Below are 22,889 nucleotides of genomic sequence, written 5' to 3'. Positions count from 1 at the left end.
CCATGCGCAGTCTATTGCCGCTCAACCGCACCCCCCTGGAACGCGCCATCGAAAGCGCTTGCGACGAAGACCTCAAGGTCAACCTGCGCTTGCTCTACAACCCGGACAGCTGCCCCGCGCACCTTCTTTATCACCTGGCCTGGGCCTGGTCGGTGGACCGCTGGGAGGACAGCTGGAGCGACGAGATCAAGCGCTCGGTGATCCGCTCGACGTTCTTCGTGCACGCCCACAAGGGCACCCTCGGCGCCCTGCGGCGGGTGGTGGAGCCCTTTGGCTACATGATCGAGGTGCAGGAGTGGTGGCAGGCCACACCTCCCGCGGCGGCCGGCACCTTCGCCTTGAAGATCGGCGTTTCCGACGCGGGCATCAGCGAAAGCACCTACCAGGAACTGTCATCGCTGATCGACGACGCCCGCCCGGTCAGCCGCCATCTGACAGGCCTGGTGATCAGCCTCGAAAGCCGTGGCGCCCTACAGGTCGGCTGCGCGATCCAGGACGGCGACGAACTGGACATCTACCCGCTGGCGCCCCGTGACATCGACGTCAGTGGTGCCATAGGCCGGGGCGGCTGCGAACATACAATCGATACCTTGGACATTGCACATGGTTGACCAGACTTCTCAGTTCTACGCCATCCTCACCAACGTGGGCGCGGCGAAACAAGCCAACGCGGATGCCTTGGGCATCGCATGGAAAATCACCCAGATGGGCGTCGGCGATGCCAACGGCACCGACCCCACCCCCAATGCCACCCAGACCAGCCTGCTCAACGAATGGCGCCGCGCGCCGTTGAATCAGCTGAAGGTGGATGACAAGAACAGCGCGATCATCATCGCCGAGCAGGTCATTCCGGCCGATGTCGGTGGCAAGTGGATTCGCGAGATCGCGCTGTATGACGCCGATGGCGACATGGTGGCCGTGGCCAACTGTGCGCCGACTTACAAACCGCTGCTCAGCCAGGGCTCGGGACGTACCCAGGTGGTGCGGATGAACCTGGTGGTCAGCAGTGCCAGCAATGTGCAGTTGAAGATTGACCCGGCGGTGGTGCTGGCGACTCGGGAGTGGGTGACCGAAGAGCTGGCCAGGCAGGATTTCAAGCATTCGGTGCTGGCGGCGACGACGGTCAACATCGCTTTGAGCGGCTTGCAGACGGTCGATGGCGTAGCGCTCGCTGCTGGAGCACGGGTGTTGGTGAAGAACCAGACTGCGGCCAAGGACAATGGCCTGTATCTGGTCGCGGCTGGCGGCGCATGGACCCGCTGCACTGATGCGGATTCCAGTTCCAAAGTGACACCGGGCATGCTTGTGCTGGTCGAGCGAGGCGCGGTCAACGGGGATAGCGCATGGCAACTGGTAACCGATGCAGCGATTATTCTGGGCATTTCTGGATTGACGTATGAAATGGCTTTTGGGCGCACTGGCGTGGCCGCTGGCACGTACCGAAGCGTTGCGGTAGACGCCTACGGTCGGGTTGCCGCCGCGACCAACCCGACCACAGTGGCGGGCTATGGTCTCACCGACGTCTATACCAAAACTCAGGTGGACACAGCGCTGGCCCTTAGGGCACCCCTGGCTAGCCCGGACTTAACGGGTACTCCGACCGCACCTAACGGGCCGGATGGTGACAACACCACCCGTATCGCCACAACGTCGTTTGTGCAGAAAACGTTGGGACTCGCAGGTTGGGGGCAGGACGGGCAGGCACGTGCAAATCTGGTCGCCGGTATGAATCTCGATAATATTCGCGCGCCGGGGGCGTATGGGCAGGCGATAAACGCTAACGCCACGCTGGCACTGAACTATCCAGTTGCCACTGCCGGTACGCTTCTGGTGCAGGCAGCAAGCACCACTGTTACAACGCAGACTTACACTCAGTACAACACGGGTAAAACTTGGACGCGTGCGTTTTACAATACGTGGTCGGCCTGGATTGAAGCGGCCTCCATCGACTCGCCGACTTTCACCGGTGCACCCAAAGCGCCAACGGCGGCAAAATTCAATAGCACGGCACAACTGGCGACCACGTCATTTGTTCAGAACGCACTGGGCAACCTGCCTGGCGATCCTGTTCTTGTTACTTCAAGCACCACTTTGACGACGGCCCAAGCGGGTAACCTTTTCATCGCCAGCAATGCGATCACGATTACCCTGCCGGCTATAGCTTCAACTATGAACGGTTCGACGTTTCATTTTCTTTGCACCGGCGGCAGTGTGCAGATCAAAGGTAACGGTTCCGAAATAATTCAAGGATTGTCGGGTGGCAACAGTTATCGCCCCATGCTCGGCGAGAAGGTCAGCATTACCAAGCGGAACAACGCCTGGTATTTGTCTGGCGGGGGGGTAGGGAGCGAGTCGTTCACGTCTCTACTTTCCGCCAGTGGGTGGCAGAAGCTACCATCTGGTCTGATCATCCAATGGACCTGGTACAGGTTTCCGGTGGCTGCTCAGGACGTAACTATTTCCCTTCCCGCCGCTTTTCCAAATACACACTTATGTTGCTTCGCAACCCAGACGGACAGTGCAACCTATTCGCCGGTTGGCTACCCGTTTGTTGCGGCGTATCCCAGTGGGCTGTCTACTGTGCTTGCCCAGTCTAACTACACGGCAAGCGCGTCAGTTATCCAACTTCTATCGCTCGGATTTTAAGAGGCCTTAATAATGACCATGTTTTCTTCGGCTTCTGCTTGTGCGTTTTTCTCGTTGGAGCTGAGCGGCACCAACATGCCTGAAGATGCGACTGTACTGGAATTCGAAACATATCAAGCGCTCACGCAGGGGCAATCCGAGGGCAAGATCATCGACTTCTCTACCCATCCGCCGTCTCTCAAAGATTGGAAGGTGATTTGGGCTACGGCAAAGGAGCTATGCAGCAAAATCGATACCAGGGTTGCAGAAATCTACGCGACCTGGTCACGCTTTGAATCTGAATACACGCTGCGTGAGAAGGCGGCGTACGCTTTCAAAGATGCTGGATATCATGGTGATCCCGGTATTTTGGTCACCTCATTCGGGCAGGCGGCTGGGCTGGGCAGCCAAGCCGCAGCAGACCGGATTCTCGAACAATCGGCCACCCTGCACTTGGCTCAAGTGGAACTTGGGGCGGTGAGGATGCGCAAATACGAACTGATCGGTCTTGAGGATGAGCCTCGTGCTGAACTTTACAAACAAATTATTGCCGAGATCGATGCCATTGCAGCCCGCGTAGATGTGGATGAGCAAAGCGTAGCGCTGGTGTGACCTAAACCCAATTCATTAAGCATATAACGCCCCGCACAGACGGGGCGTTTTCTTTTCTGCTGTACCACAAAGCCCCCGAATACGGGGCTTTCTCATATCTGGAGTAAACCTACATGAGTGGATTCTTCCACGGCGTCACCGTCACCAACGTCGACACCGGCGCCCGCAGCATCGCGCTGCCTTCTTCCTCGATCATCGGCCTGGTCGACACCTTCACCGAAGGCGCAGGCGCCACCGCCAAGGCCAACGTCCCGGTGCTGATCACCAGCGAACGTGAAGCCGTCGCCGCCTTCGGCGAAAACGCGGCCATCACCAAGGCCTGCCGCGCCATCTACACCCGTGCCAAGGCCGTCATCGTCGCCTGCGGCGTGGGCAAGCTCGAAGACGCCGCCGAACAGACCGCAGCCATCATCGGCGCGGTGCAGGCCGACGGCAAACGCACCGGTCTGCAGGCGCTGCTCGACGGCAAGAGCCGTTTCAACGCCCAGCCCCGCCTGCTGGTCGCACCACGGCACAGTGCCACCCAGGCCGTCGGCACCGCTCTGGTCGCCCTGGCCGACAAGCTGCGCGGCATCGCCATCATCGACGGCCCCAACAGCACCGACGAGGCGGCCATCGCCTATGCCGAGAACTTCGGTGCCAAGCGCGCCTTCCTGGTCGACCCGGGCGTGCAGTACTGGGACAACGGCGAGCAGGCCATCGTCGATGCCCCCGGCTCGGCCTGGGTGGCCGGCCTGTTCGCCTGGACCGATCGCGAATACGGCTTCTGGGCCTCGCCGTCGAACAAGGAGTTCGTCGGCATCACCGGTACCAGCCGCCCGGTGGAGTTCCTCGATGGCGACGACAGCTGCCGCGCCAACCTGCTGAACAACGCCAACATCGCCACCATCATCCGCGACGACGGCTTCCGCCTGTGGGGCAACCGCACCTTGTCCAGCGACCCGAAATGGGCCTTCGTCACCCGCGTGCGCACCCTGGACATCGTCATGGACGCGATCCTCTATGGCCACAAATGGGCAGTCGACCGCTCCATCACCGCCACCTACGTCAAGGACGTGACCGAAGGCCTGCAGGCCTTCATGCGCGACCTGAAGAACCAGGGCGCGATCATCAACTTCGAAGTCTTCGCCGACCCGGAGCTGAACACCGCCAGCCAGCTGGAGCAGGGCAAGGTGTACTGGAACATCCGCTTCACCGACGTGCCGCCTGCCGAAAACCCCAATTTCCGCGTTGAAGTCACCAACCAGTGGCTGACCGAAGTTCTCGATTCCGCCGCTTAAGGAGCGCATTTACATGGCAATGATTCCCGAAACCCTGGCCAACCTGAACCTGTTCGTCGACGGCGTCAGCTTCCAGGGCGATGTCCCCAGCCTGACCCTGCCCAAACTCACCCTGAAAATGGAAGAGCACCGCCCCGGCGGCATGGACATGCCGGTCGAAATGGACCTGGGCATGGAAAAGCAAGAAGCCGCCTTCACCACCAGCGGCGTGCGCCGCGAAGCGCTGAAGTTCTTCGGCCTGGCCGATGGCAGCGGTTTCAACGGCACCTTCCGCGGTGCCTTCAAAGGCCTCAAGGGCAAGATCACCCCGGTGGTGGTCACCCTGCGCGGCACCTTGAAGGAAATCGACATGGGTGACTGGAAGTCCGGCGACAAGGCCGAGATCAAGCACAGCGTCGGCCTGACCTACTACAAGCTCGAAGTCGACGGCCGCCTGGTCTACGAGATCGACGCCCTGGGCATGAAGCGGGTCATCGATGGCGTCGATCAACTGGCCGCTCAGCGCGCCGCGCTCGGCTTGTAAGGAGGCGACATGGCTCAAGCGAAAAAGCAGCCGCAGTGGCTCACCCTGAGCGCCGAGCGCGTCACCGTGCGCCTGTCGCGCCCAAGCGAAGCCAATGGCGTGCAGGTCGACAGCCTGTCGCTGCGGGCGCCGACCGTGCGCGATATCCGCAACGCCCAGGCCGGTGGCGTGGGCGATGACGAACAGCGTGAGTTGAACCTGTTCGCCTCCTTGGCCGAAGTTGGCATCAAGGACCTCGAAGGCCTGGCCCTGAAGGATTATGGCCGCCTGCAAAACGGCTATTTTCGCCTGGTGCAGGACGACGAACTTTGACCCGGCCCGGCAGAAGGCCGCCGCCCGGCGGCTGGCCAAGGAGCTGAACTTTTCCGCAAGCGAAATCATGGCCATGTCGTTCAGCGACATGGTCTGGTGGCTCACAGAGTGAAGGGAGAAAAGGATGGCGAGCAGATCAGCGGCAACGGATGCGGCGCAACAGCCACGCTCCGATCCTGAACGTGATCGGGTCGATCTTGCCCAGGTATTCAATCATCAGAACCGCATACTGGGGCGCGTGGTGAAATCGCTGAGGCAAGGATCGCCTCAGTCTACAGAACACGAATCGGCCTACGTGCCTGTGGCCGAGCCTGTCGATGAAACGCCTGGTGATATCCAGGGGCAGGCCCAGTCAGGCCCTGTTGCTGGAAGGTTTTTGGCAATGGCCGCGAGCAAGGGCCGAGCTGTGCCAGTGGAGCAGGGTGATTACCCGCTGGGCGCTGATGCCACGCCTTCGACCGAGCCGGGCCACGGTGCCAGGCAGCGCGGCGCGCAAGCGTTCGGCGCCGCAAGGGCGGCAGCGCGAGAAGGGAGGCTCGATGCACTGATCAAGGTGGGGACAACTGCCGCGAAGGCTTCAACTGCCCAGGAATGGGGAGAGGGGCTGGGAGGTGCAGTGGGAGGCCTGGCCGGCAGTGCGCTTGGCGCGGCCTTGAGCAAGTACACCGGCAAGCATGTCGACTACGGGAAGGTGGTGGGCGGCTTTTACGGCGACAAGGCAGGGGCGGCGCTCGGTAAACGCCTGGCGCCCGATCCCGGGACGAGTGCACCCAGCGAGGGTAATGCGCCCCAGGAGGGCACTGAAACCTCGGCGCCCTTGCTCGGGCAGGATCTGTTGGTGGGTGGAAGCATTGGCGCGGATGCGCGCATTCATGACGTGGGTAAACAGACTTCAGGGTCGGGTTGGAACAGGCTGAAGGGCTGGTTTGGCAAAGACAGCCCGGCCGCCAATGAACCTTATCCTCTCGGGGCAGATGCAGGGCCGTCGCCCACGGACATCGGCAAGCGCCCGCCGCCTTGGAAGACGGTGGGCGAAGTCATCAAGGCCGATGGGAAAAATGCCTTGCTGGAGTCGGCCCTGAAAGCGGTACATACCTATGCCACTGCCAAGACAGCCCAGGAGGCTTGGGAAGGTTATGGCGGCGCCGTAGGCGGGCTGGTCGGCTCGATCGCGGGTGGTGTTGTTGGCCGATACATTCCTCCCGTCGCCCCCGTCAGCGTGACGGTTGGCGGGGCGTTGGGTGACGAGGGCGGCACCAGGCTTGGTGGATGGATTGCACGCAAACTTGCCGGTGACGAGCGCCCGCCCGCTGCAACGGCTCCTTTGCCTGCTGTTTCCCTCCTCGACCCCGCCAAACAGTCCGCCACGCGAATTCCGACGCAACCCTTTTTCGACCTTCAGATCGGGGCGCAAACCGGCAGGCAGCTGTTGTCATCGCCTGAGCTGGCGAGGCAGCAGCAGTGGGTTCGGCGCGCTTTGCCGCAGGTGTCATTGCTGGCCCCGCTCAAGCACTCGCTCACCGCCAAGCCCAAGGCGGAGTTTGTCGATGGCCAGGTCGGTACACGCATCACCCGGCAACTGCTGACACGCGCTGGCACGGCGCAGCACAAGCCAGCCAGGCAACAGCCGTTGGCGCCCGTGTCGTTGCTTCGGCCCACCTCTCGCGAAGCGCCGGATGAGCCGGCAGAGGACGATCGTCCGCTGCCCATGCGAGTGCCACCGGCAGCAACGGCACTGCCAGAGCCGGGCAGCCCAGCCGCTTCCCAGGCCAGCGAGCCGCAGCCGAGCAACCAGCACTTCACCTTCAATACCAACATGCCGGTAACGCTCAATGGCAGCCTGGATGATCCAGCGCTGCTGCAGCGGCTGGAGGCAATGGTGCAACGCACGTTGCAAGAGCTGATCAGTCGCAAGGCGGCTGCCCAGCTTTCCGATCCCATTTACGCCTGAGGAGCTTTCAATGACCTATCTGGAGCAACTCCAGGGCGCCTTGCATGCCCTGGTCAAGGCCGGCGAAGCGGGGCGCCAGCGTGCCGATGCCATGCTCGAGCCGATGACCCAGGCGGTCGGCCATGCCAAGGAGGCGGCCGCCGAACTCGAGGCCCTGCCATGGATCGGCCCGGCCATCGGCAAGCGCCTGCAACGCACGATGCGCGCCATCGACTCGGCCAAGCAGCGCGTCGACAAGGTGATTGCCAAGTACGACCACGCCGTCGATGAGGTGCGCAAGGTGCAGGAGCGGGTGGACGCCTTCGCCGAACACCTGGGCAAGGCCGGCGCGGCCATTCGCCGGGTGATCGGCGATGTGCGCTCGGTCGCCAAGGGCGTGCTCACCACCTTTGGCTTCGCGCCCGATGCAACCCCTGCGGCCGAGGCGATCAAACCCTTCGCGCATTTGCTGGTGCTGCAGCCGCTGAAGGCCAATGCCGCGCCGTACTACTTCAACCTCGACACCGCTGCCTTCGACCAGCTGCGCCGGCAAACGCGCTTTCGCTGGGCCGGGCAGGGCCGCCTGGGCCGCGAGAGCGCGCAGCAGGCGGTTGGCCTGGGCGAAGAAACCATCAGCATCCGCGGCGCGATCTTCCCCGGCTTCAAGGCCGGGCTGGGCCAGTTGCAGGCGCTGCGCGGCATCGGCCGCCAGCTTCTGCCGCTGTCCTTGACCACCGGCTACGGCGAAGTGCTCGGTACCTGGTGCTTGACCAGCATCGAGGAAGAGCAGGGCGCCTTGCTGGCCGGTGGCATCCCTCGCAAACAAGGCTTCTCACTGGAGTTCGTCAGTTATGGACAAGACCTGCAAAACGTCTGAGGGCGACGTGCTCGATACCCTCTGCCATCACTATTACGGGCACCTCGATGGCAGCGTCGAGGCCGTGCTGCACGCCAACCAGGGGCTGGCCGACGAGGCCCAGCCGTTTCGCAGCGGCGTGACCATCCGCCTGCCCACCCTGGCGCTGGCGCCGGCCAACGTCGTGCAGCTCTGGGACTGATGCCATGCAACCGCTCTTTCGCATCCAGGCCGATGGCCAGGACATTACTGCGCTGATCAACGACCGCCTGTTGCTGTTGCGCACTACCGACAAACCAGGGATGGAGTCGGACGATTTCGAGCTGCGCATCGATGCCCGCGACGCCAGCGTGGCAGTGCCTGCCCGCGGCGCACAGATCGAGGTGCACCTGGGTTACGCCGGCCAGCCGCTGACCCGGCTGGGGCGTTACACCGTCGATGAAATCGAGTTGTCAGGCCCTCCCGATACCCTGGTGATTCGCGGCAAGGCCAGCGACTTGCGTGGCAGTGGCAGGACCGTGCGCAGCGGCAGCTGGGAGGCCGTGCCGCTGCAGCGCATCGTTGCCGAAATTGGCGCGCGCAATGGCTGGCAAGCGCTCTGTCCGGTGCTGGCCCAGGTGCCGCGCGTCGATCAGTACAACGAATCGGATTTCAATTTCATCACCCGCCTGGCCCGCCAGTACGACTGCACCGCCAAGCTTGCCAATGGCCAGCTGCTGGTGCTGCCGCGCCAGGGCGGGCAGAGCGCCAGCGGCAAAGCGCTGGCGGTGGTCGGCATTGCCCGTGACGAAGTCAGCCAGTGGCATTTTCGCCTGGACGACAAGGCGGTGCGCCAAGCCGTGCGTACCCGCCATCAGGACCTGGCCAGTGGCGAGTCGAAGGCCGTCGAACTGGCCAACGAGGAGGCCGTGCAAGGGCCGCGGCCGGTGCATACCGATCGCCATCTGTACCCCAACCGCGCGGCCGCCGAGCAGGCCGCCAGGGCACGATTGGCCAGCTTCAATCGCGATACCGCCAGCGTGCGCCTCGACCTGCCTGGGCGCACCGACCTGTTTGCCGAGCGCAGCATCGACCTGCGTGGGTTTGTCGATGGCCTGGACGGGCAGTATCAGGTCGATTCGGTGGAGCAGGTGTTCACCCGCTCGGGCTGGCGCACCACGGTACAGGGCAATGGCGGCAAGGCAGGTAAATCGAAGGCCAAGGGCGCGGCGCCTCGCCGAGGGGCGGCGACCAAGGCCTGAGGGTCGATTCACCCAAGGAGGACAGACATGCTTACACAAGCGCAATTGCTACAGATTCTGCCCAACGCCCGCCCCGTCGCGGGCGTTTTTCTTACAGCCTTGAACGTCACCTTGCCACGCTGGGAGATCGACAATCCCAAGCGTGTGGCGGCGTTCATCGCCCAGGTCGGCCATGAGTCAGGCCAGTTTCGTTACGTCAGGGAGCTGGGCAGCGACCGTTACCTGGCCCGCTACGACACCGGCAGCCTGGCCCGGCGCCTGGGCAATACCCCTCAGGCGGATGGCGACGGCCAGTTGTATTGCGGGCGCGGGCTGATCCAGGTTACCGGGCGCAACAACTACCAGGCCTGCAGCCGTGCGCTGTTCGGCGATGAGCGCTTGCTGGGGCAGCCGCAACTGCTCGAACAGCCGCGTTGGGCCTGCGAGTCGGCGGCGTGGTTCTGGCACTCGCGTGGGCTCAATGCCCTGGCTGACCGGGGTGAGTTCAACCGCATCACCCGTCATATCAATGGAGGGCTCAATGGGCTGGAAGACCGCCTCATGCTCTGGGCGCGGGCGCGTGAGGTGTTGTGTTGAGCCGGCTGCAACAGGGGCTAGGGGTATTTTTGCTGGTGTCTTGCGTGGCGCTGGCCTGGCAGGTGCAGGGCTGGCGCTATGGGCGGCAGCTGGCGCAACAGGCGCAAGCCCAGGCCGATGCCTGGGCCGCGCGCCTGCTTGCCGAGCGCGAGCAACGCCAAGCGCTGGAGCAGCGCCTGCAGGTGAGTGAAACCCGTCATTTCAAGGAGCTTGCCGATGCGCAACAGTCTCAGGCACGCCTGCGTGATCGCCTTGCTACTGCCGATCTGCGGCTGTCGGTCCTGGTCGAGCGCGACGCTGCCTGCACCACAGTGCCTGCCGCCGCCGGCGCCGGCAGCGTGGATCATGCAACCGTACGCGCCTGGCTTGAGCCGGCGCATGCTCGACGAATTATCGCCATCACCGATGAAGGGGACCGGGGGTTGATCGCGCTGCGGGCTTGCCAGGATTATGTGCGGGCGTTGCGGCAGTGATTGCCGGGCTTGCCTTGGGGCGCTCGATCGCAATGGCGCCACACAATTCAAGGCATGCCCCTTCACCAAATGCTACGGTGTCCCGCAATCCTCAAGGAGCCCCACAATGGACCCGATCACCGTTCTCTCCACCCGCCTGGGCGAGCACCTGCGCCGCTTCGACGCCCAGGTGAGCACTGCCGAATCCTGCACCGGCGGCGGCATCGCCGAAGCCATCACCCGCGTGCCCGGCAGCTCGGCCTGGTTCGAGGCCGGCTACGTCACCTATTCCAATAGCCAGAAGACCCGCCAGCTGGGCGTGCCAGAGGCGTTGTTCAGCCAGGTCGGCGCCGTCAGCCAGGAAGTGGTCGAAGCCATGGCGCGCGGTGCGCAGGCGGCCAGCGGTGCACGCTTTGCGGTGGCCGTCAGCGGCATCGCCGGGCCGGATGGCGGCTCGCCGGCCAAGCCGGTGGGCACCGTATGGCTGGCCTGGGCCGATGGCGAACGGGTATCGAGTGAGCGCCGCCACTTCGACGGCGACCGCGAAAGCGTGCGCCGACAGACGGTGATCGCCGCGCTAGACGGCTTGTTACAGCTCGGCGGCGAGTAATTCGACGACAGGGGTTTGCTCAAGCGCTTGCCTGTGGAATAATACTGGCTACTTATACAGGTATTCCCGGCCATCAGGGCCAAGTCGAACACGTGAGGATTTCAATGGACGACAACAAGAAGCGCGCCTTGGCTGCGGCCCTGGGTCAGATCGAACGCCAATTCGGCAAAGGCGCTGTCATGCGCATGGGCGATCACGAGCGCCAGGGTATCCCGGCCATCTCGACCGGCTCGCTGGGCCTGGACATCGCCCTCGGCATCGGCGGCCTGCCAAAAGGCCGTATCGTCGAAATCTATGGCCCGGAATCGTCGGGTAAGACCACGCTGACCCTGTCGGTCATCGCCGAGGCCCAGAAGAATGGCGCCACCTGCGCCTTCGTCGACGCCGAGCACGCCCTCGACCCTGAATACGCCGGCAAGCTGGGCGTCAACGTCGACGACCTGCTGGTCTCGCAGCCGGATACCGGTGAGCAGGCCCTGGAAATCACCGACATGCTGGTGCGTTCCAACGCCGTTGACGTGATCATCGTCGACTCCGTGGCCGCCCTGGTACCCAAGGCCGAAATCGAAGGCGAGATGGGTGACATGCACGTCGGCCTGCAGGCCCGTCTGATGTCCCAGGCGCTGCGCAAGATCACCGGTAACATCAAGAACGCCAACTGCCTGGTCATCTTCATCAACCAGATCCGCATGAAGATCGGCGTGATGTTCGGTAGCCCGGAAACCACCACCGGCGGTAACGCGCTGAAGTTCTACGCCTCCGTGCGCCTGGACATTCGCCGCACTGGCGCGGTGAAGGAAGGCGACGAAGTGGTGGGCAGCGAAACCCGCGTCAAGATCGTCAAGAACAAGGTCTCGCCACCGTTCCGTCAGGCCGAGTTCCAGATTCTCTACGGCAAGGGTATCTACCGTAACGGCGAAATCATCGACCTGGGCGTATCCCAAGGGCTGGTGGAGAAGTCCGGTGCTTGGTACAGCTACCAGGGCAACAAGATCGGCCAGGGCAAGGCTAACGCCGCCAAGTACCTGCAAGAAAACCCGGCCATCGGTACCGAGATCGAGAAGCAGATCCGCGAGAAGCTGCTCAACTCAGGTGCTGTTGCCGCTGCCGGCAAGACCGCTGCTGCTGAAGCCGATGCCGACGACATGGCCGATGCCGAAACCGGTTATTGATCCGCGTTTGTAGGCTGCTGGTATGGCCGTCGTACTCGACACCCCCGTCGCCATTCGGCGGACCGCCATGGACCTGCTCGCGCGCCGCGAGCATGGTCGCGTCGAGCTGACGCGCAAACTGCGTCAGCGCGGCGCTTCGGATGAGCTGATCGAGCCTGAGCTCGATCGGCTTGCCGAAGAAGGGCTGCTTAGCGAAGCCCGCTATCTCGAAAGCTTCATCCGATACCGTTCCAATGCCGGCTATGGCCCCGCACGTATTCGTGAGGAGCTCGGCCAGCGTGGCCTGAACCGTGGCGACATCGACCAGGCACTGCGTGACAGTGGTGTGGACTGGGCCGAGCGGTTACAGGAGGCCTGGCAGCGCAAATATGCGGGCCAGCGCCCACAAGACCCCCGCAGCCGTGCCCAGCAGACCCGGTTTCTTGCTTACCGTGGGTTTGCCATGGACATGATCGGCCGCCTGCTCAGCGGCCGGGACTTGTACGACTGAAACCTTCTAGCTGACCTTCAACGCCTCCCGCGCCCGCTGGGTGGTGTGCATGGGCTGTGGCTTTGCCCAGTTCTCCGGCAGGTTGATGAAATCCACCAGCTCGCGCAGGCGGCCTTGATCGCGGCCATTGAAGGCAAAGGTCAGGCGAGTCAGGTGGTTGTAATTACCTGTCTCATGCTCTGCGCCACTGTCTGCGTGCTGGTGATACTTGCCGCTCAGGCGCAAATCGGCGAAACCTTCCTGGATCTCGAAAAGCGCGGCGTCGCTGAGCCGGTGGTGCATGCGAATCACGAACTGGTTCTTCAGCCAGCGGCTGGAGTGGTAGTTGCTGTAGAACTGGTTGATCTCCTCCACCGCTTCGTCGGCACTGTAGACCAGGCGCAGCAGCTTCAGGTCGGTGGGCAGGATGTAGCGGTTTTCCTGCAGTTGGCGGCTGATGAAGTCCAGGCAATCGCGCCAGAATGTGCCGCCGGGTGAGTCCAGCAACACCACCGGTACCAGTGGGCTCTTGCCGGTCTGGATCAATGTCAGCACTTCCAGTGCCTCGTCGAGCGTGCCGAAACCGCCTGGGCAAAGTACCAGCCCGTCGGCTTCCTTGACGAAGAACAGCTTGCGAATGAAGAAGAAGTGGAACGGCAACAGCTTGTCGGTACCGTCCACCGTCGGGTTGGCATGCTGCTCGAAGGGCAGGGTGATGTTGAAGCCCAGGCTGTGCTCGCTGCCGGCGCCTTCGTGGGCGGCGGCCATGATGCCGCCGCCGGCACCGGTAATGACCATCAGGTCGGAGCGCGCCAGGGTCGCCCCCAGCTCGCGCGCCAGCGCATACATCGGGTGTTCGATCGGCGTGCGCGCCGAGCCGAACACAGTGACCTTGCGCCGGCCCTTGTAGCGCTGCAAGGCGCGGAAAGAATGGTCCAGCTCGCGAAGCGCCTGCAGGGTGATCTTGGCGCTCCAGCGGTCACTGTCGTCGTGGGCCATGCGCAGGATGGTCAGCATCATGTCGCGGTACAGTGGCAGGTTGGGGCTGTCGGGTGCGACCAGTTGCAGTTGTTCGTCGACCTTGCTCAGGTCGATGCCGCTGTCCCTGAAGTGATTGAACAGATGTTCATTGGATTGATAAGGCATTCAACGTCTCCTTCTGCAGCAAAACCTCTGACCGAGCCGATGGCGTGGCTCGGCCGCGACACTGCGTGTGTCGCTGGCTGCTCTGGCCCGAGTGTGCATCCCGAGCATTGCAGTTGGCCTTCAGGCCGTGATGCAGGGTGTCAGTCCATCTTCTTGTTGTTTTGTCGCTCTACGCTATCAATCTAGACCTTCGCGCCGGTTCCTGCCGCCAGGGCGGCCAGGGCCACTCGTCGGAGCTCGGCCATGGTTGCCAAGGGTTTGGTTAACTGGAGAAGCGAAACGTGTCGATGCGGGAGGTGGCCTATGTATCGCTTGGTCATCGAGGTGGACCGGGAGCTGTATCAGCAGCTGGAGAATGCAGCGCAGGATCACCATGTGAGCCTGGAGGAGGAGTGCCGTCGCAGGTTGGCAACGCTTGAGTGCCAGTCACGCTACTTGCAGGCGCTGCTGGCGGAGATGCGCGCCGATGAAGAAGCTCGGCGCGCGGAAGGTGTGCAGGGTATTACCTGATCACTTCCTCTTGTTGCCGGCCGAGCAGCTGGCAGCGTCGAACGCCTGGTCCATCACCGGCTGGTTGGTCTTGTAGACGGTGAAGCGGTAGACCATCACCGCGCCCTTGGACATCAGGTTACGAAAACCGCTGTTGCGGCACACGCTGTCGCCGAGTTGGCTGCGCACCTGTGCCGGGTTCGCCTGCATGCGCGCGGCATGCTCGGCGCGCACGCTCAGGTGGTTGATCAGGGCCTTGCCTTCGACGGTGTAGCCCTGGTCGAGGATGTCTTCGTTGATGGCGCGTGGGGTGCCGACACTGCTTTGCTGGGCAACTTTCTGCAGCATCTTGTTCAACTCGAACTCCTGCTTGGACGCTGCCTGGGCGGCGAGTGGCAGTGCGAGCAACAGGCTCAGGGCCGGGGCGATAAGACGCAGCATGAATCTCTCCTGGTTCGATGACTGGCGCTTTGACATGCACAGGTGGCCGGCGTTCCATGAAAACCGCAACGCCACTGGCAGACTGGCAACCGCCAAAGCGCCGATTATAAGGGAGCCGCCCTTGCTGCTGCACGGCAAATGACGCCTGCTCTGGTAGACTGGCGCTTTGTTCAGCCCGAGTTTTCGTAGTGTCCAGTCACAACCTTGTCAGAGGCTTGCCAGCATGAGCCATGCGGTAGCGCGCCTGCGCGCCGAACGCTTGGCACGCAGCATCAAACCGTTCATCGCGCGCGGCTCACGTGCCGAGCGCTGCCCTGCATGTCGGGTCATCGCCAGCCATTGCCTGTGTGCCTGGAAGCCGCGGGTGCAGGCCGACTCGGGGGTGTGCCTGCTGATGCATGACACCGAGCCATTGAAACCCACCAATACCGGCTGGCTGATTGCCGACCTGATCGAGGACACCTCGGCCTTCGGCTGGTTGCGCACCTCCGTGGACGAAAACCTGCTGGCGCTGCTCGAAGACCCGCAGTGGCAACCCTACATCGTCTTCCCAGGTGAATTCGTTGCCCAGGAGCGCGTCGTGAGCGAGGTGCAACCTGTACCGGGCAAGCGCCCGCTGTTCATCCTGCTCGATGCCACGTGGACCGAAGCGCGCAAGATGTTCCGCAAGAGCCCGTACCTGGATCGCTTCCCGGTGTTGAGCCTGCAAGCCGAGCAGATGTCGCGCTACCGCTTGCGCCGCTCCAAGCGGGACGATCATTTCTGCACGGCGGAAGTCGCAGCCATGTGCCTGGAACTGGCAGGCGACAGCCAGGCCTCGCAGGCCCTGGATGCCTACCTGGATGTGTTCAGCCTGCATTACCTCAGCGGCAAGCGTCGCCTGCCGCTGGATGAGCAGGACGATGTCCACCAGCGTTTGCATACCTTCCTATAGTCCAAGGGGCAGGTGCCCCGCTTTGGTTCATAATGACGGAGCTGGCAGCCAGGGTGGGCGAGACGGCAGGGCGATTGGCTTGACCACCCCCGACCGTGCTCGGCATCCTTGGCGCCGATTCCCCGCCAGGCGCTATCACTACCCCGCATGCGCCTGCACAGAACAGGATCCATACATCGATGGCCACTTACGAAATCCTGATAGCCGATGACCACCCGCTGTTTCGTGGCGCTCTGCGCCAGGCCGTTACCCTCGCCCTGGGCGCGGATGTGCGCCTGGTCGAGGTGGCGAGCATTGCCGAACTGGAAACCCGCCTTAGCGAAAAGTCCGATTGGGACCTGGTCCTGCTCGACCTGAACATGCCGGGCGCCTACGGTTTCTCCGGGCTGGTCCTGCTGCGCGGGCAGTACCCGCAGATTCCGGTGGTGATGGTCTCGGCCCAGGAAGAGGCAGCTGTGGTGGTCAAGTCGCGCGAGTTCGGCGCCAGTGGTTTCATTCCCAAGTCCAGCGGCCTGGAAGTCATCCAGGATGCCGTGCGCAAGGTGCTCGACGGCGATGTCTGGTGGCCACCGCAGGCGTTCGAGAAGGTTGACGTGTCGGCCGAGGCCAAGGCCGCCAGCGAAGGCCTGGCCAGCCTCACGCCGCAGCAGTTCCGCGTGCTGACCATGGTCTGCGAAGGCTTGCTGAACAAGCAGATCGCCTATGAGCTGAGTGTGTCGGAAGCGACCATCAAGGCCCACGTGACGGCAATTTTCCGCAAGCTTGGCGTGCGCACCCGGACCCAGGCGGCGTTGCTTTTGCAACAACTTGAATCGGTTGCGAGCAACTGAGGCCTTGCGTCTTCACGCTTTTTTGACCCGAGCCGGTCTAGTCTGCTGGCCTTTTATCTGTGAAGTGACTCACATGTCGCCATTCAAAGGCCAGACCGGCCTCAAACGTATCTTCAACGCCGCCGGCTACTCGCTGGACGGCCTGCGCGCCGCCTTCAAGGGTGAAGCCGCCTTCCGCCAGCTGGTGCTGCTCAATGTGCTGCTGATTCCGATCGCCTTCTGGCTGCCGGTCAGCCGTGCGGAGCGGGCGATCATGATCGCGGTGTGCCTGCTGGGCCTGATCGTCGAGCTGTTCAACTCTGCGGTGGAAGCGGCCATCGACCGCATCTCCCTGGAGCGCCACCCGTTGTCCAAGAATGCCAAGGACATGGGCAGCGCCGCGCAGCTGGTGGCGTTGACCATGGTTGCGCTGGTGTGGGGCGTGATCCTGCTCTAAGCGATCGGCGGCAACACGATTTCATCACTGCGGGTAAAGCCCGCGGTGAAGTTGCGGCATAGCTCGAGAAATTCGCGCATGGCCGAGGTCTGGTATTTCTGCTTGTGCCAGATGAAATAGAACTGGCGCATCAGGTCCAGCTCCGGCGTCTCCACCGGCACCAGGCTGCCACGGCGGAAGGCGTCGCGCAGGGCCATGCGCGAGATGCAGCTGATGCCCAGGCCCGACTCCACGGCGCGCTTGATCGCCTCGGTGTGTTCCAGCTCCAGGCGGATGTTGAGGTTGGCGCGATGATGGCGCATGGCCTGATCGAAGGTCAGGCGCGTGCCGGAGCCCTGCTCGCGCAAGATCCAGTCCTCACGCGACAAACTCTCGACATCGGCCCGGCCCAGTTTGGCGAGCGGGTGCTGCGGCGCACAGAACACCACCAGCTCATCTTCGACCCAAGGCTGCACCTCCAGGTCCGGGTGGTTGCAGTCACCCTCGATTAGACCCAGATCAATTTCGTACTGCGCCACCTGGTGCACGATATGGGCTGTGTTCTGCACGTGCAGCTTCACCTGGCTTTCCGGGTGCACCTGCATGAAGCTGCCGATCAGCAGGGTGGCCAGGTAGTTGCCGATGGTCAGCGTGGCGCCCACCGCCAGCGAGCCGAACCCCGACTTGCCGTTGAGCAAGTCTTCTATTTCCTTGGCCTGGTCGAGCAAGGCAACCGCCTGGGGCAGCAACTGATGGCCAAGGGCGTTGAGGGCCAGGCGTTTGCCCGCGCGGTCGAACAGCTGGCAGCTCGATTGACGCTCGAGTTCGGTGATTGACGTACTGGCGGCCGATTGCGACAAAGCCAGCACGCTGGCGGCTCGAGAGACGCTTTGGTGCTGGGCCACGGCAACGAAGACCTGAAGCTGACGAAGTGTGAATCGCATATCTATATAACCGATAACACATATCTTGATAATTCAGTTAACAGATATTGTCGCTGCCCCTAAACTATCGCGCAACTGCGCGTCTTGCGCGCTGCGTTTTTCTTCAGGAGCCCCATAGATGAGCAACATGAACCACGAACGTGTCCTCAGTGTGCATCACTGGAACGACACCCTGTTCAGCTTCAAGTGCACCCGCGACCCGGGCCTGCGCTTCGAGAACGGTCAGTTCGTGATGATCGGCCTGCAACAGGACAATGGCCGTCCGCTCATGCGCGCCTATTCCATCGCGTCGCCGAACTGGGAAGAGCACCTGGAGTTCTTCAGCATCAAGGTGCCGGACGGCCCGCTGACCTCCCAGCTGCAGCACCTGAAGGAAGGCGACGAGATCATCATCAGCAAGAAGCCTACCGGCACGCTGGTGCTCGACGACCTGAACCCGGGCAAGCACCTGTACCTGCTGAGCACCGGCACTGGCCTGGCGCCGTTCATGAGCGTCATCCAGGACCCGGAAACCTACGAGCGTTTCGAGAAGGTGATCCTGGTGCACGGCGTGCGTTACGTGAACGAAGTGGCCTACCGCGAGTTCATCACCGAGCACCTGCCGCAGAACGAGTTCTTCGGCGAGGCGGTACGTGACAAGCTGATCTACTACCCGACCGTGACCCGCGAGCCATTCGAGAACCAGGGCCGGCTGACCGACCTGATGCGCAGCGGCAAGCTGTTCAGCGACATCGGCCTGCCACCGATCAACCCGCAGGACGACCGTGCGATGATCTGCGGCAGCCCGAGCATGCTCGATGAAACCAGCGAAGTGCTCGACAGCTTCGGCCTGAAGATTTCGCCGCGCATGCGCGAGCCAGGCGACTACCTGATCGAGCGTGCTTTCGTCGAGAAGTAAGGCGATAGCAGCAATAAAAAACGCAGGCCATGGCCTGCGTTTTTTATTGCCCGGCGTTCAGCGAACCTCAGCTGTCGCGTACCACTTCCAGCACGCGAATCACATCGGCCTGGGGATACTGCCAGCGTACCTGCACATCCCAGAACTTCACCCCGTACACCCGCTCCGGTGCAGGCACCTGGTAGGCCGGCCGTGGGTCCTGGGCCAGGCATTGTTCGATCAGCTCCACCAGCGGCTCGCCCAGGCGCAGTGCATGTTCCCTGGCCTGGGGCAGGGCGTCGTCATGCCATTGCACGGCAATCGCCTGTGGCGCGGCGCTGGCCATCAGGTTGGTGGCCCCGGCGATGCTGTCGGCGTAGGGTACATAGGGCTTGATATCGAGCACCGGTGTGCCATCGAGCAAGTCGATCCCGGACAGCAGCAGCCGCCCCGGCTCCACGCCTTCCAGGCGCACCACCGATTGGCCGATGCCGTTGGGCCGGTGGGTCGCGCGGGTGGCGAACACGCCCATGCTCTTGTTGCCGCCCAGGCGCGGAGGGCGCACCTTCAGGCGGGGCTTTTCTTCCAGTGCCTGGTGGAACAGGAACAGCAGCCACACATGGCTGACCTGTTCGAGACCCTCCACGGCATCACCCTGGTCGAACGGTGGCAGCAATTCCAACACCCCGCGCGCCGCCGGTGCCAGCTGTGGCTGGCGCGGGATGGCGAACTTCTCCTTGAAGCAGGAGCGCACGATGCCGACCGGCGAAACCGTATGTTGCATGACCACCTAGCCGCGCACCCGCAGGGTCAGGCCCTTGAGGAAGTTGCGCAGCAGCTGGTCGCCGCAAGGCCGGTAGTTGTCATGGCCGACCTTGCGAAACAGCGCGCTCAGTTCAGGCTTGGACACCGGGAAGTTGACCGACTTGAGGATCACGTGCAGGTCCTCTTCCTTCAGCTCGAAGGCCACCCGCAGCTTCTTGAGGATGGTGTTGTTGGTCACCGGCAGTTCCACCGGCTGTTGTGGGCGGCTGTCGTCCTTGCCCCGGCGGTGGATCACCAGGCCGTCGAGGAAGTGCGCCATGACCCGCTCGGGGCAGCGCACGAAGCCTGCCTCGTCTTCTTTCTTCAGGTAGGTGGCGAGCACCACCGGGTTAACCTCGAGGCCGGACAGCGCGATGATTTCGGCCATCTTGGCGTCGTTCACCTTGAGCATGTAGCGCAGGCTGCGCAGGACATCGTTGTGGTTCATTGCTACAGAATCCTGTTCAGAGCCGCGCCGGAGCGCGGCGTATTGCTTAGAAACGTTCGGTGCTGGCCAGGTAACGCCATTGCCCCAGCGGCAGCTTGCCCATGGGCACACCACCCAGGCGAATGCGGCGCATGCTGCGCACTTCCAGGCGCAGGTAGGCGCACAATTCGGAAATCTGCCCCGGTTGCGGGTTTTTCAAGGCCAGGCGCAGGTGGGTTTCGTTCTGCCAGCTGGCCTTGGCCTTGGGCAGCTCCCGGTCATTGCGGGTAGCCCCGCGCGCCAGCCTTTCCAGGGCCTGGGGCGTGGTTTCGCCGCGTACTTCAATGATGTATTCCTGCTCCAGCTTGCGCAGGTCGGCCTCGATCTTGCGGGTTACCCGCCAGTCCTGGGTGAATACCTGCAGGCCGCTGGCGCCACGTTCCAGCGGCGCAACGCAGGCCAGGCGGGCGAAGTGCCCATGCAGCGGCCGTACAGCTTCGCGGTGGGCTTCGCTGAGGTTGCCCAGGTTGATGCCGGCGCGGGCCGTCTCGTTGTCGACGCCGGCTTGCTGGTTGAGCAGCAGGGTCACCGGTTCAAGGGTTTCGGCCTTGGCCCCGGGCAGCAGCTCGACGCGCTGGCCGTCCACCTTGAACTGCGGTTGCTCGACGACGATGCCATCGACCGTGACCCAGCCCCCCTCGATATACAACTCGGCCTCGCGGCGTGAGCAGCCGAGCTGCTCGATGAGGCGTTTGGACAGGCGGATGGGTTCGGACATGGAGGTCGATTCGCAAGGCAGGGAAAGACCTCCATTGTACCTGCCCGTGGCCGCCAGATGATGGGAATCTGTGTCAAATGCGCCATTTCGGAAACATTGCACGGCGTCCTACACCGAAGTCCTAATCCTATGTAGGTATCAGCTTCATGTGCAGCAAGGGATAGGGTTGCCCCAAGCCGTCGGTTTCCGAACGGCCGATCACTTCGAAGCCTTCGTGCAGGTAGAAGCCCAATGCCTGTGGGTTCTGTTCATTGACATCCAGGGTTTCGGCGTTCAGTTCGCGGATGGCATAGCGCAGCAGGCGCTTGCCGACGCCGCGGCCGCGGTAGGTGGGGGCGACGAACAGCATGTCGACACGGCCATTGGCGACCCCGGCAAAGCCGCAGATGCGTTGGCGGTCCTTGCAGCAGATGAGCATCACGGCGTCCAGGTAGCTGCGCAATACATGCTCGCGCAGCAGCAGGATGTAGGCGTCGGGCAGGAAATGGTGGGTGGCGCGCACCGAGTCTTCCCACACCTGCACCAGCTCCGGGTAGTCCTTCAGGTGCGGGGTTTGCAGCGTCAGTGCCATGTGCATGCCGGTGATCCTCAGGGGCCATTGAGGAAACCATAGATGCAAAAAAAAGCCCCGCCAGTGGGCGGGGCTTGGTCACATGGGGCTGGCCTCAGACAGGCTCGGCCCACATGTCATATTCGTCGGCATCGACCACGCGGCAACGCACTTTGTCGCCCGGCTTGAAACCATGGTCGCCATCGATGAACACGCTGCCGTCGATCTCCGGCGCATCGAAGAAGCTGCGGCCCACCGAGCCCTGTTCCTCGACTTCGTCGATCAGCACTTCGATTTCCTTGCCGATGCGCAGTTGCAGGCGTGCGGCGCTGATCGCCTGCTGGTGCGCCATGAAGCGGTCCCAGCGGTCCTGCTTGACGTCGTCCGGGACTTCGTCCAGGCCCAGGTCGTTGGCCGGTGCGCCTTCCACCGGCGAGTACTGGAAGCAGCCGACGCGGTCGAGCTGGGCTTCGGTCAGCCAGTCCAGCAGGTACTGGAAGTCTTCCTCGGTCTCGCCCGGGAAGCCGACGATGAAGGTCGAACGGATCACCAGCTCGGGGCACTGTTCGCGCCAGTTCTTGATGCGCGCCAGGGTGCGGTCTTCGAAGGCCGGGCGCTTCATCGACTTGAGCACTTTGGGGCTGGCGTGCTGGAACGGGATGTCCAGGTACGGCAGGATCTTGCCGGCCGCCATCAGCGGGATCACGTCGTCGACGTTCGGGTACGGGTACACGTAGTGCAGGCGCACCCAGGCACCCAGGCTGCTCAGCGCTTCGCACAGCTCGAGCATGCGGGTCTTGACCGGGCGGCCGTTCCAGAAGTCGGTCTTGTACTTGACGTCGACGCCGTAGGCGCTGGTGTCCTGGGAAATCACCAGGATTTCCTTGACGCCGGCCTTGACCAGGCGCTCGGCCTCGCTCAGCACTTCGCCGACCGGGCGGCTGACCAGCTTGCCGCGCATCGACGGGATGATGCAGAAGCTGCAGCTGTGGTTGCAGCCTTCGGAAATCTTCAGGTAGGCGTAGTGGCGCGGGGTCAGCTTGACGCCCTGCGGCGGCACCAGGTCGATCAGCGGGTTGTGGTCCTGGCGTGGCGGCACCACTTCGTGCACGGCATTGACCACTTGCTCGTACTGCTGCGGGCCGCTGACCGACAGCACGCTTGGGTGCACATCGCGGATGTTGCCTTCCTCGACACCCATGCAGCCGGTGACGATGACCTTGCCGTTTTCCTTGATCGCTTCGCCGATCACTTCCAGCGATTCGGCCTTAGCGCTGTCGATGAAGCCGCAGGTGTTGACCACCACCACATCGGCGTCTTCGTAGGTGGGCACGACTTCATAGCCTTCCATGCGCAGTTGGGTAAGGATGCGCTCGGAATCGACCAAAGCCTTCGGGCAGCCGAGGCTGACGAATCCGACCTTAGGGGTGGCGGGAGTGGTGGACATGACTAACCTCGGTATTGAATGCAGTTCGCCCCACCGGTGGCAGGGCGAGCTTGGCGGGCGCTGTGGGCGCCTCTGATCAAAAAGTGCGCAATTCTAGCGAGCGCAAGGTCGATTGACCAGCACAAAAGCGACGAACGCTGCGCTATGCT

Annotated in this window: 28 protein-coding genes; 20 read left to right on the top strand and 8 right to left on the bottom strand. The window is 62.9% G+C overall.

Going from position 1 to position 22,889, the window contains the following annotated elements; all coding sequences use genetic code 11:
- Positions 1–2 precede the first annotated feature (2 nt).
- The 15 genes from ACIPG5_RS07090 (at position 3) to recX (ending at position 12,679) form a co-directional block, all read left to right on the top strand.
- Complete coding sequence (locus ACIPG5_RS07090) at positions 3–611, top strand: phage tail protein I (protein WP_401373968.1); 609 nt, start codon at positions 3–5, stop codon at positions 609–611.
- Positions 604–2,646: a phage tail protein gene (locus tag ACIPG5_RS07085; protein ID WP_401373966.1), complete on the top strand. Its 2,043-nt coding sequence runs from the start codon at positions 604–606 to the stop codon at positions 2,644–2,646. Before ACIPG5_RS07090 ends, ACIPG5_RS07085 begins: the two co-directional genes overlap by 8 nt.
- A 12-nt stretch (positions 2,647–2,658) precedes the next feature.
- Entirely contained in the window at positions 2,659–3,237 is a 579-nt protein-coding gene (locus tag ACIPG5_RS07080; protein ID WP_401373964.1) for a hypothetical protein, read from the top strand.
- Positions 3,238–3,350: 113 nt separating this feature from the next.
- Positions 3,351–4,517 carry a phage tail sheath subtilisin-like domain-containing protein gene (locus tag ACIPG5_RS07075; protein WP_401373963.1) on the top strand — a complete coding sequence of 389 codons (1,167 nt, stop codon included), beginning with the start codon at positions 3,351–3,353 and terminating at the stop codon, positions 4,515–4,517.
- A gap of 13 nt (positions 4,518–4,530) precedes the next feature.
- Positions 4,531–5,040 (top strand): phage major tail tube protein, encoded by a 510-nt coding sequence (locus tag ACIPG5_RS07070; RefSeq protein WP_236236628.1) that lies wholly within the window; start codon positions 4,531–4,533, stop codon positions 5,038–5,040.
- A 9-nt stretch (positions 5,041–5,049) separates the two neighbouring features.
- Positions 5,050–5,352 carry a phage tail assembly protein gene (locus ACIPG5_RS07065; RefSeq protein WP_176511557.1) on the top strand — a complete coding sequence of 101 codons (303 nt, stop codon included), beginning with the start codon at positions 5,050–5,052 and terminating at the stop codon, positions 5,350–5,352.
- A 124-nt stretch (positions 5,353–5,476) separates the two neighbouring features.
- Positions 5,477–7,303, top strand: coding sequence for a hypothetical protein (locus ACIPG5_RS07060; RefSeq protein ID WP_401373960.1), 1,827 nt, complete (start codon positions 5,477–5,479; stop codon positions 7,301–7,303).
- 10 nt (positions 7,304–7,313) lie between these two features.
- Entirely contained in the window at positions 7,314–8,159 is an 846-nt protein-coding gene (locus tag ACIPG5_RS07055) for a phage tail protein (protein ID WP_401373958.1), read from the top strand.
- Positions 8,134–8,340: a tail protein X gene (locus ACIPG5_RS07050; protein ID WP_176511560.1), complete on the top strand. Its 207-nt coding sequence runs from the start codon at positions 8,134–8,136 to the stop codon at positions 8,338–8,340. The genes ACIPG5_RS07055 and ACIPG5_RS07050 overlap by 26 nt, the downstream gene beginning before the upstream one ends.
- Before the next feature lie 4 nt (positions 8,341–8,344).
- Positions 8,345–9,379: a phage late control D family protein gene (locus ACIPG5_RS07045; RefSeq protein WP_401373956.1), complete on the top strand. Its 1,035-nt coding sequence runs from the start codon at positions 8,345–8,347 to the stop codon at positions 9,377–9,379.
- A 27-nt stretch (positions 9,380–9,406) separates the two neighbouring features.
- Positions 9,407–9,955 carry a glycoside hydrolase family 19 protein gene (locus tag ACIPG5_RS07040; RefSeq protein ID WP_401373954.1) on the top strand — a complete coding sequence of 183 codons (549 nt, stop codon included), beginning with the start codon at positions 9,407–9,409 and terminating at the stop codon, positions 9,953–9,955.
- The gene (locus tag ACIPG5_RS07035; RefSeq protein WP_401373952.1) at positions 9,952–10,428 is read left to right on the top strand and encodes a lysis system i-spanin subunit Rz; all 477 of its coding nucleotides are present in this window, start codon (positions 9,952–9,954) and stop codon (positions 10,426–10,428) included. The genes ACIPG5_RS07040 and ACIPG5_RS07035 overlap by 4 nt, the downstream gene beginning before the upstream one ends.
- A gap of 106 nt (positions 10,429–10,534) precedes the next feature.
- Positions 10,535–11,017, top strand: coding sequence for a CinA family protein (locus ACIPG5_RS07030; protein ID WP_176511564.1), 483 nt, complete (start codon positions 10,535–10,537; stop codon positions 11,015–11,017).
- Positions 11,018–11,121: 104 nt separating this feature from the next.
- Positions 11,122–12,189, top strand: a complete 1,068-nt coding sequence (gene recA, locus ACIPG5_RS07025) for a recombinase RecA (RefSeq protein ID WP_176511565.1) — start codon at positions 11,122–11,124, stop codon at positions 12,187–12,189.
- Between the two features lie 22 nt (positions 12,190–12,211).
- Positions 12,212–12,679: a recombination regulator RecX gene (gene recX / locus ACIPG5_RS07020; RefSeq protein ID WP_176511566.1), complete on the top strand. Its 468-nt coding sequence runs from the start codon at positions 12,212–12,214 to the stop codon at positions 12,677–12,679.
- Between the two features lie 6 nt (positions 12,680–12,685).
- On the opposite strand, the gene ACIPG5_RS07015 is transcribed toward recX, so the two are convergent.
- Complete coding sequence (locus ACIPG5_RS07015; RefSeq protein WP_176511567.1) at positions 12,686–13,804, bottom strand: LOG family protein; 1,119 nt, start codon at positions 13,802–13,804, stop codon at positions 12,686–12,688.
- Between the two features lie 303 nt (positions 13,805–14,107).
- On the opposite strand from ACIPG5_RS07015, the gene ACIPG5_RS07010 reads away from it, so the two are divergent.
- Positions 14,108–14,314 (top strand): hypothetical protein, encoded by a 207-nt coding sequence (locus ACIPG5_RS07010; RefSeq protein WP_401373949.1) that lies wholly within the window; start codon positions 14,108–14,110, stop codon positions 14,312–14,314.
- Here the strand turns inward: ACIPG5_RS07010 and ACIPG5_RS07005 are convergent, their stop codons facing one another.
- Positions 14,315–14,734: a quorum-sensing-regulated virulence factor family protein gene (locus ACIPG5_RS07005; RefSeq protein WP_401373948.1), complete on the bottom strand. Its 420-nt coding sequence runs from the start codon at positions 14,732–14,734 to the stop codon at positions 14,315–14,317. It lies immediately after the preceding gene.
- A 223-nt stretch (positions 14,735–14,957) separates the two neighbouring features.
- Between ACIPG5_RS07005 and ACIPG5_RS07000 the strand changes: the two genes are divergently transcribed.
- The 3 genes from ACIPG5_RS07000 (at position 14,958) to ACIPG5_RS06990 (ending at position 16,934) form a co-directional block, all read left to right on the top strand.
- Positions 14,958–15,668 (top strand): tRNA-uridine aminocarboxypropyltransferase, encoded by a 711-nt coding sequence (locus ACIPG5_RS07000; RefSeq protein WP_401373946.1) that lies wholly within the window; start codon positions 14,958–14,960, stop codon positions 15,666–15,668.
- Positions 15,669–15,847: 179 nt separating this feature from the next.
- Entirely contained in the window at positions 15,848–16,498 is a 651-nt protein-coding gene (gene erdR, locus ACIPG5_RS06995) for a response regulator transcription factor ErdR (protein WP_176511571.1), read from the top strand.
- A gap of 73 nt (positions 16,499–16,571) precedes the next feature.
- Positions 16,572–16,934 (top strand): diacylglycerol kinase, encoded by a 363-nt coding sequence (locus ACIPG5_RS06990; RefSeq protein ID WP_008094698.1) that lies wholly within the window; start codon positions 16,572–16,574, stop codon positions 16,932–16,934.
- Here ACIPG5_RS06990 and finR read toward each other — a convergent pair.
- A complete protein-coding gene (finR, locus tag ACIPG5_RS06985) occupies positions 16,931–17,857 on the bottom strand; it encodes a LysR family transcriptional regulator FinR (RefSeq protein WP_176511572.1) in 927 nt (308 codons plus the stop codon). The two genes, ACIPG5_RS06990 and finR, sit on opposite strands and share 4 nt — an antisense overlap.
- A 118-nt stretch (positions 17,858–17,975) precedes the next feature.
- Here finR and fpr point away from each other — a divergent pair, with 118 nt between their 5' ends.
- The gene (fpr, locus tag ACIPG5_RS06980; protein WP_023381933.1) at positions 17,976–18,755 is read left to right on the top strand and encodes a ferredoxin-NADP reductase; all 780 of its coding nucleotides are present in this window, start codon (positions 17,976–17,978) and stop codon (positions 18,753–18,755) included.
- 67 nt (positions 18,756–18,822) lie between these two features.
- Here fpr and tsaA read toward each other — a convergent pair whose 3' ends face one another.
- From tsaA to rimO, 5 genes are all read right to left on the bottom strand, one after another.
- Positions 18,823–19,518, bottom strand: coding sequence for a tRNA (N6-threonylcarbamoyladenosine(37)-N6)-methyltransferase TrmO (gene tsaA / locus ACIPG5_RS06975; RefSeq protein WP_236236617.1), 696 nt, complete (start codon positions 19,516–19,518; stop codon positions 18,823–18,825).
- A gap of 6 nt (positions 19,519–19,524) precedes the next feature.
- On the bottom strand, positions 19,525–19,986 hold the full coding sequence (locus ACIPG5_RS06970; protein WP_176511574.1) for a DUF1456 family protein: 462 nt from the start codon (positions 19,984–19,986) through the stop codon (positions 19,525–19,527).
- A 46-nt stretch (positions 19,987–20,032) separates the two neighbouring features.
- Entirely contained in the window at positions 20,033–20,743 is a 711-nt protein-coding gene (locus ACIPG5_RS06965; protein ID WP_176511575.1) for an rRNA pseudouridine synthase, read from the bottom strand.
- Between the two features lie 127 nt (positions 20,744–20,870).
- Positions 20,871–21,320 carry a GNAT family N-acetyltransferase gene (locus ACIPG5_RS06960; protein ID WP_176511576.1) on the bottom strand — a complete coding sequence of 150 codons (450 nt, stop codon included), beginning with the start codon at positions 21,318–21,320 and terminating at the stop codon, positions 20,871–20,873.
- A gap of 88 nt (positions 21,321–21,408) precedes the next feature.
- Entirely contained in the window at positions 21,409–22,740 is a 1,332-nt protein-coding gene (gene rimO / locus ACIPG5_RS06955) for a 30S ribosomal protein S12 methylthiotransferase RimO (RefSeq protein ID WP_176511577.1), read from the bottom strand.
- Between the last annotated feature and the right edge of the window lie 149 nt (positions 22,741–22,889).

This window comes from Pseudomonas sp. NPDC087029 (assembly GCF_044745345.1).
Classification (GTDB): domain Bacteria; phylum Pseudomonadota; class Gammaproteobacteria; order Pseudomonadales; family Pseudomonadaceae; genus Aquipseudomonas; species Aquipseudomonas faucium.
The sequence above is the reverse complement of the archived record's forward strand: the minus strand, read 5'-3'. Positions and strand labels throughout refer to the sequence as shown.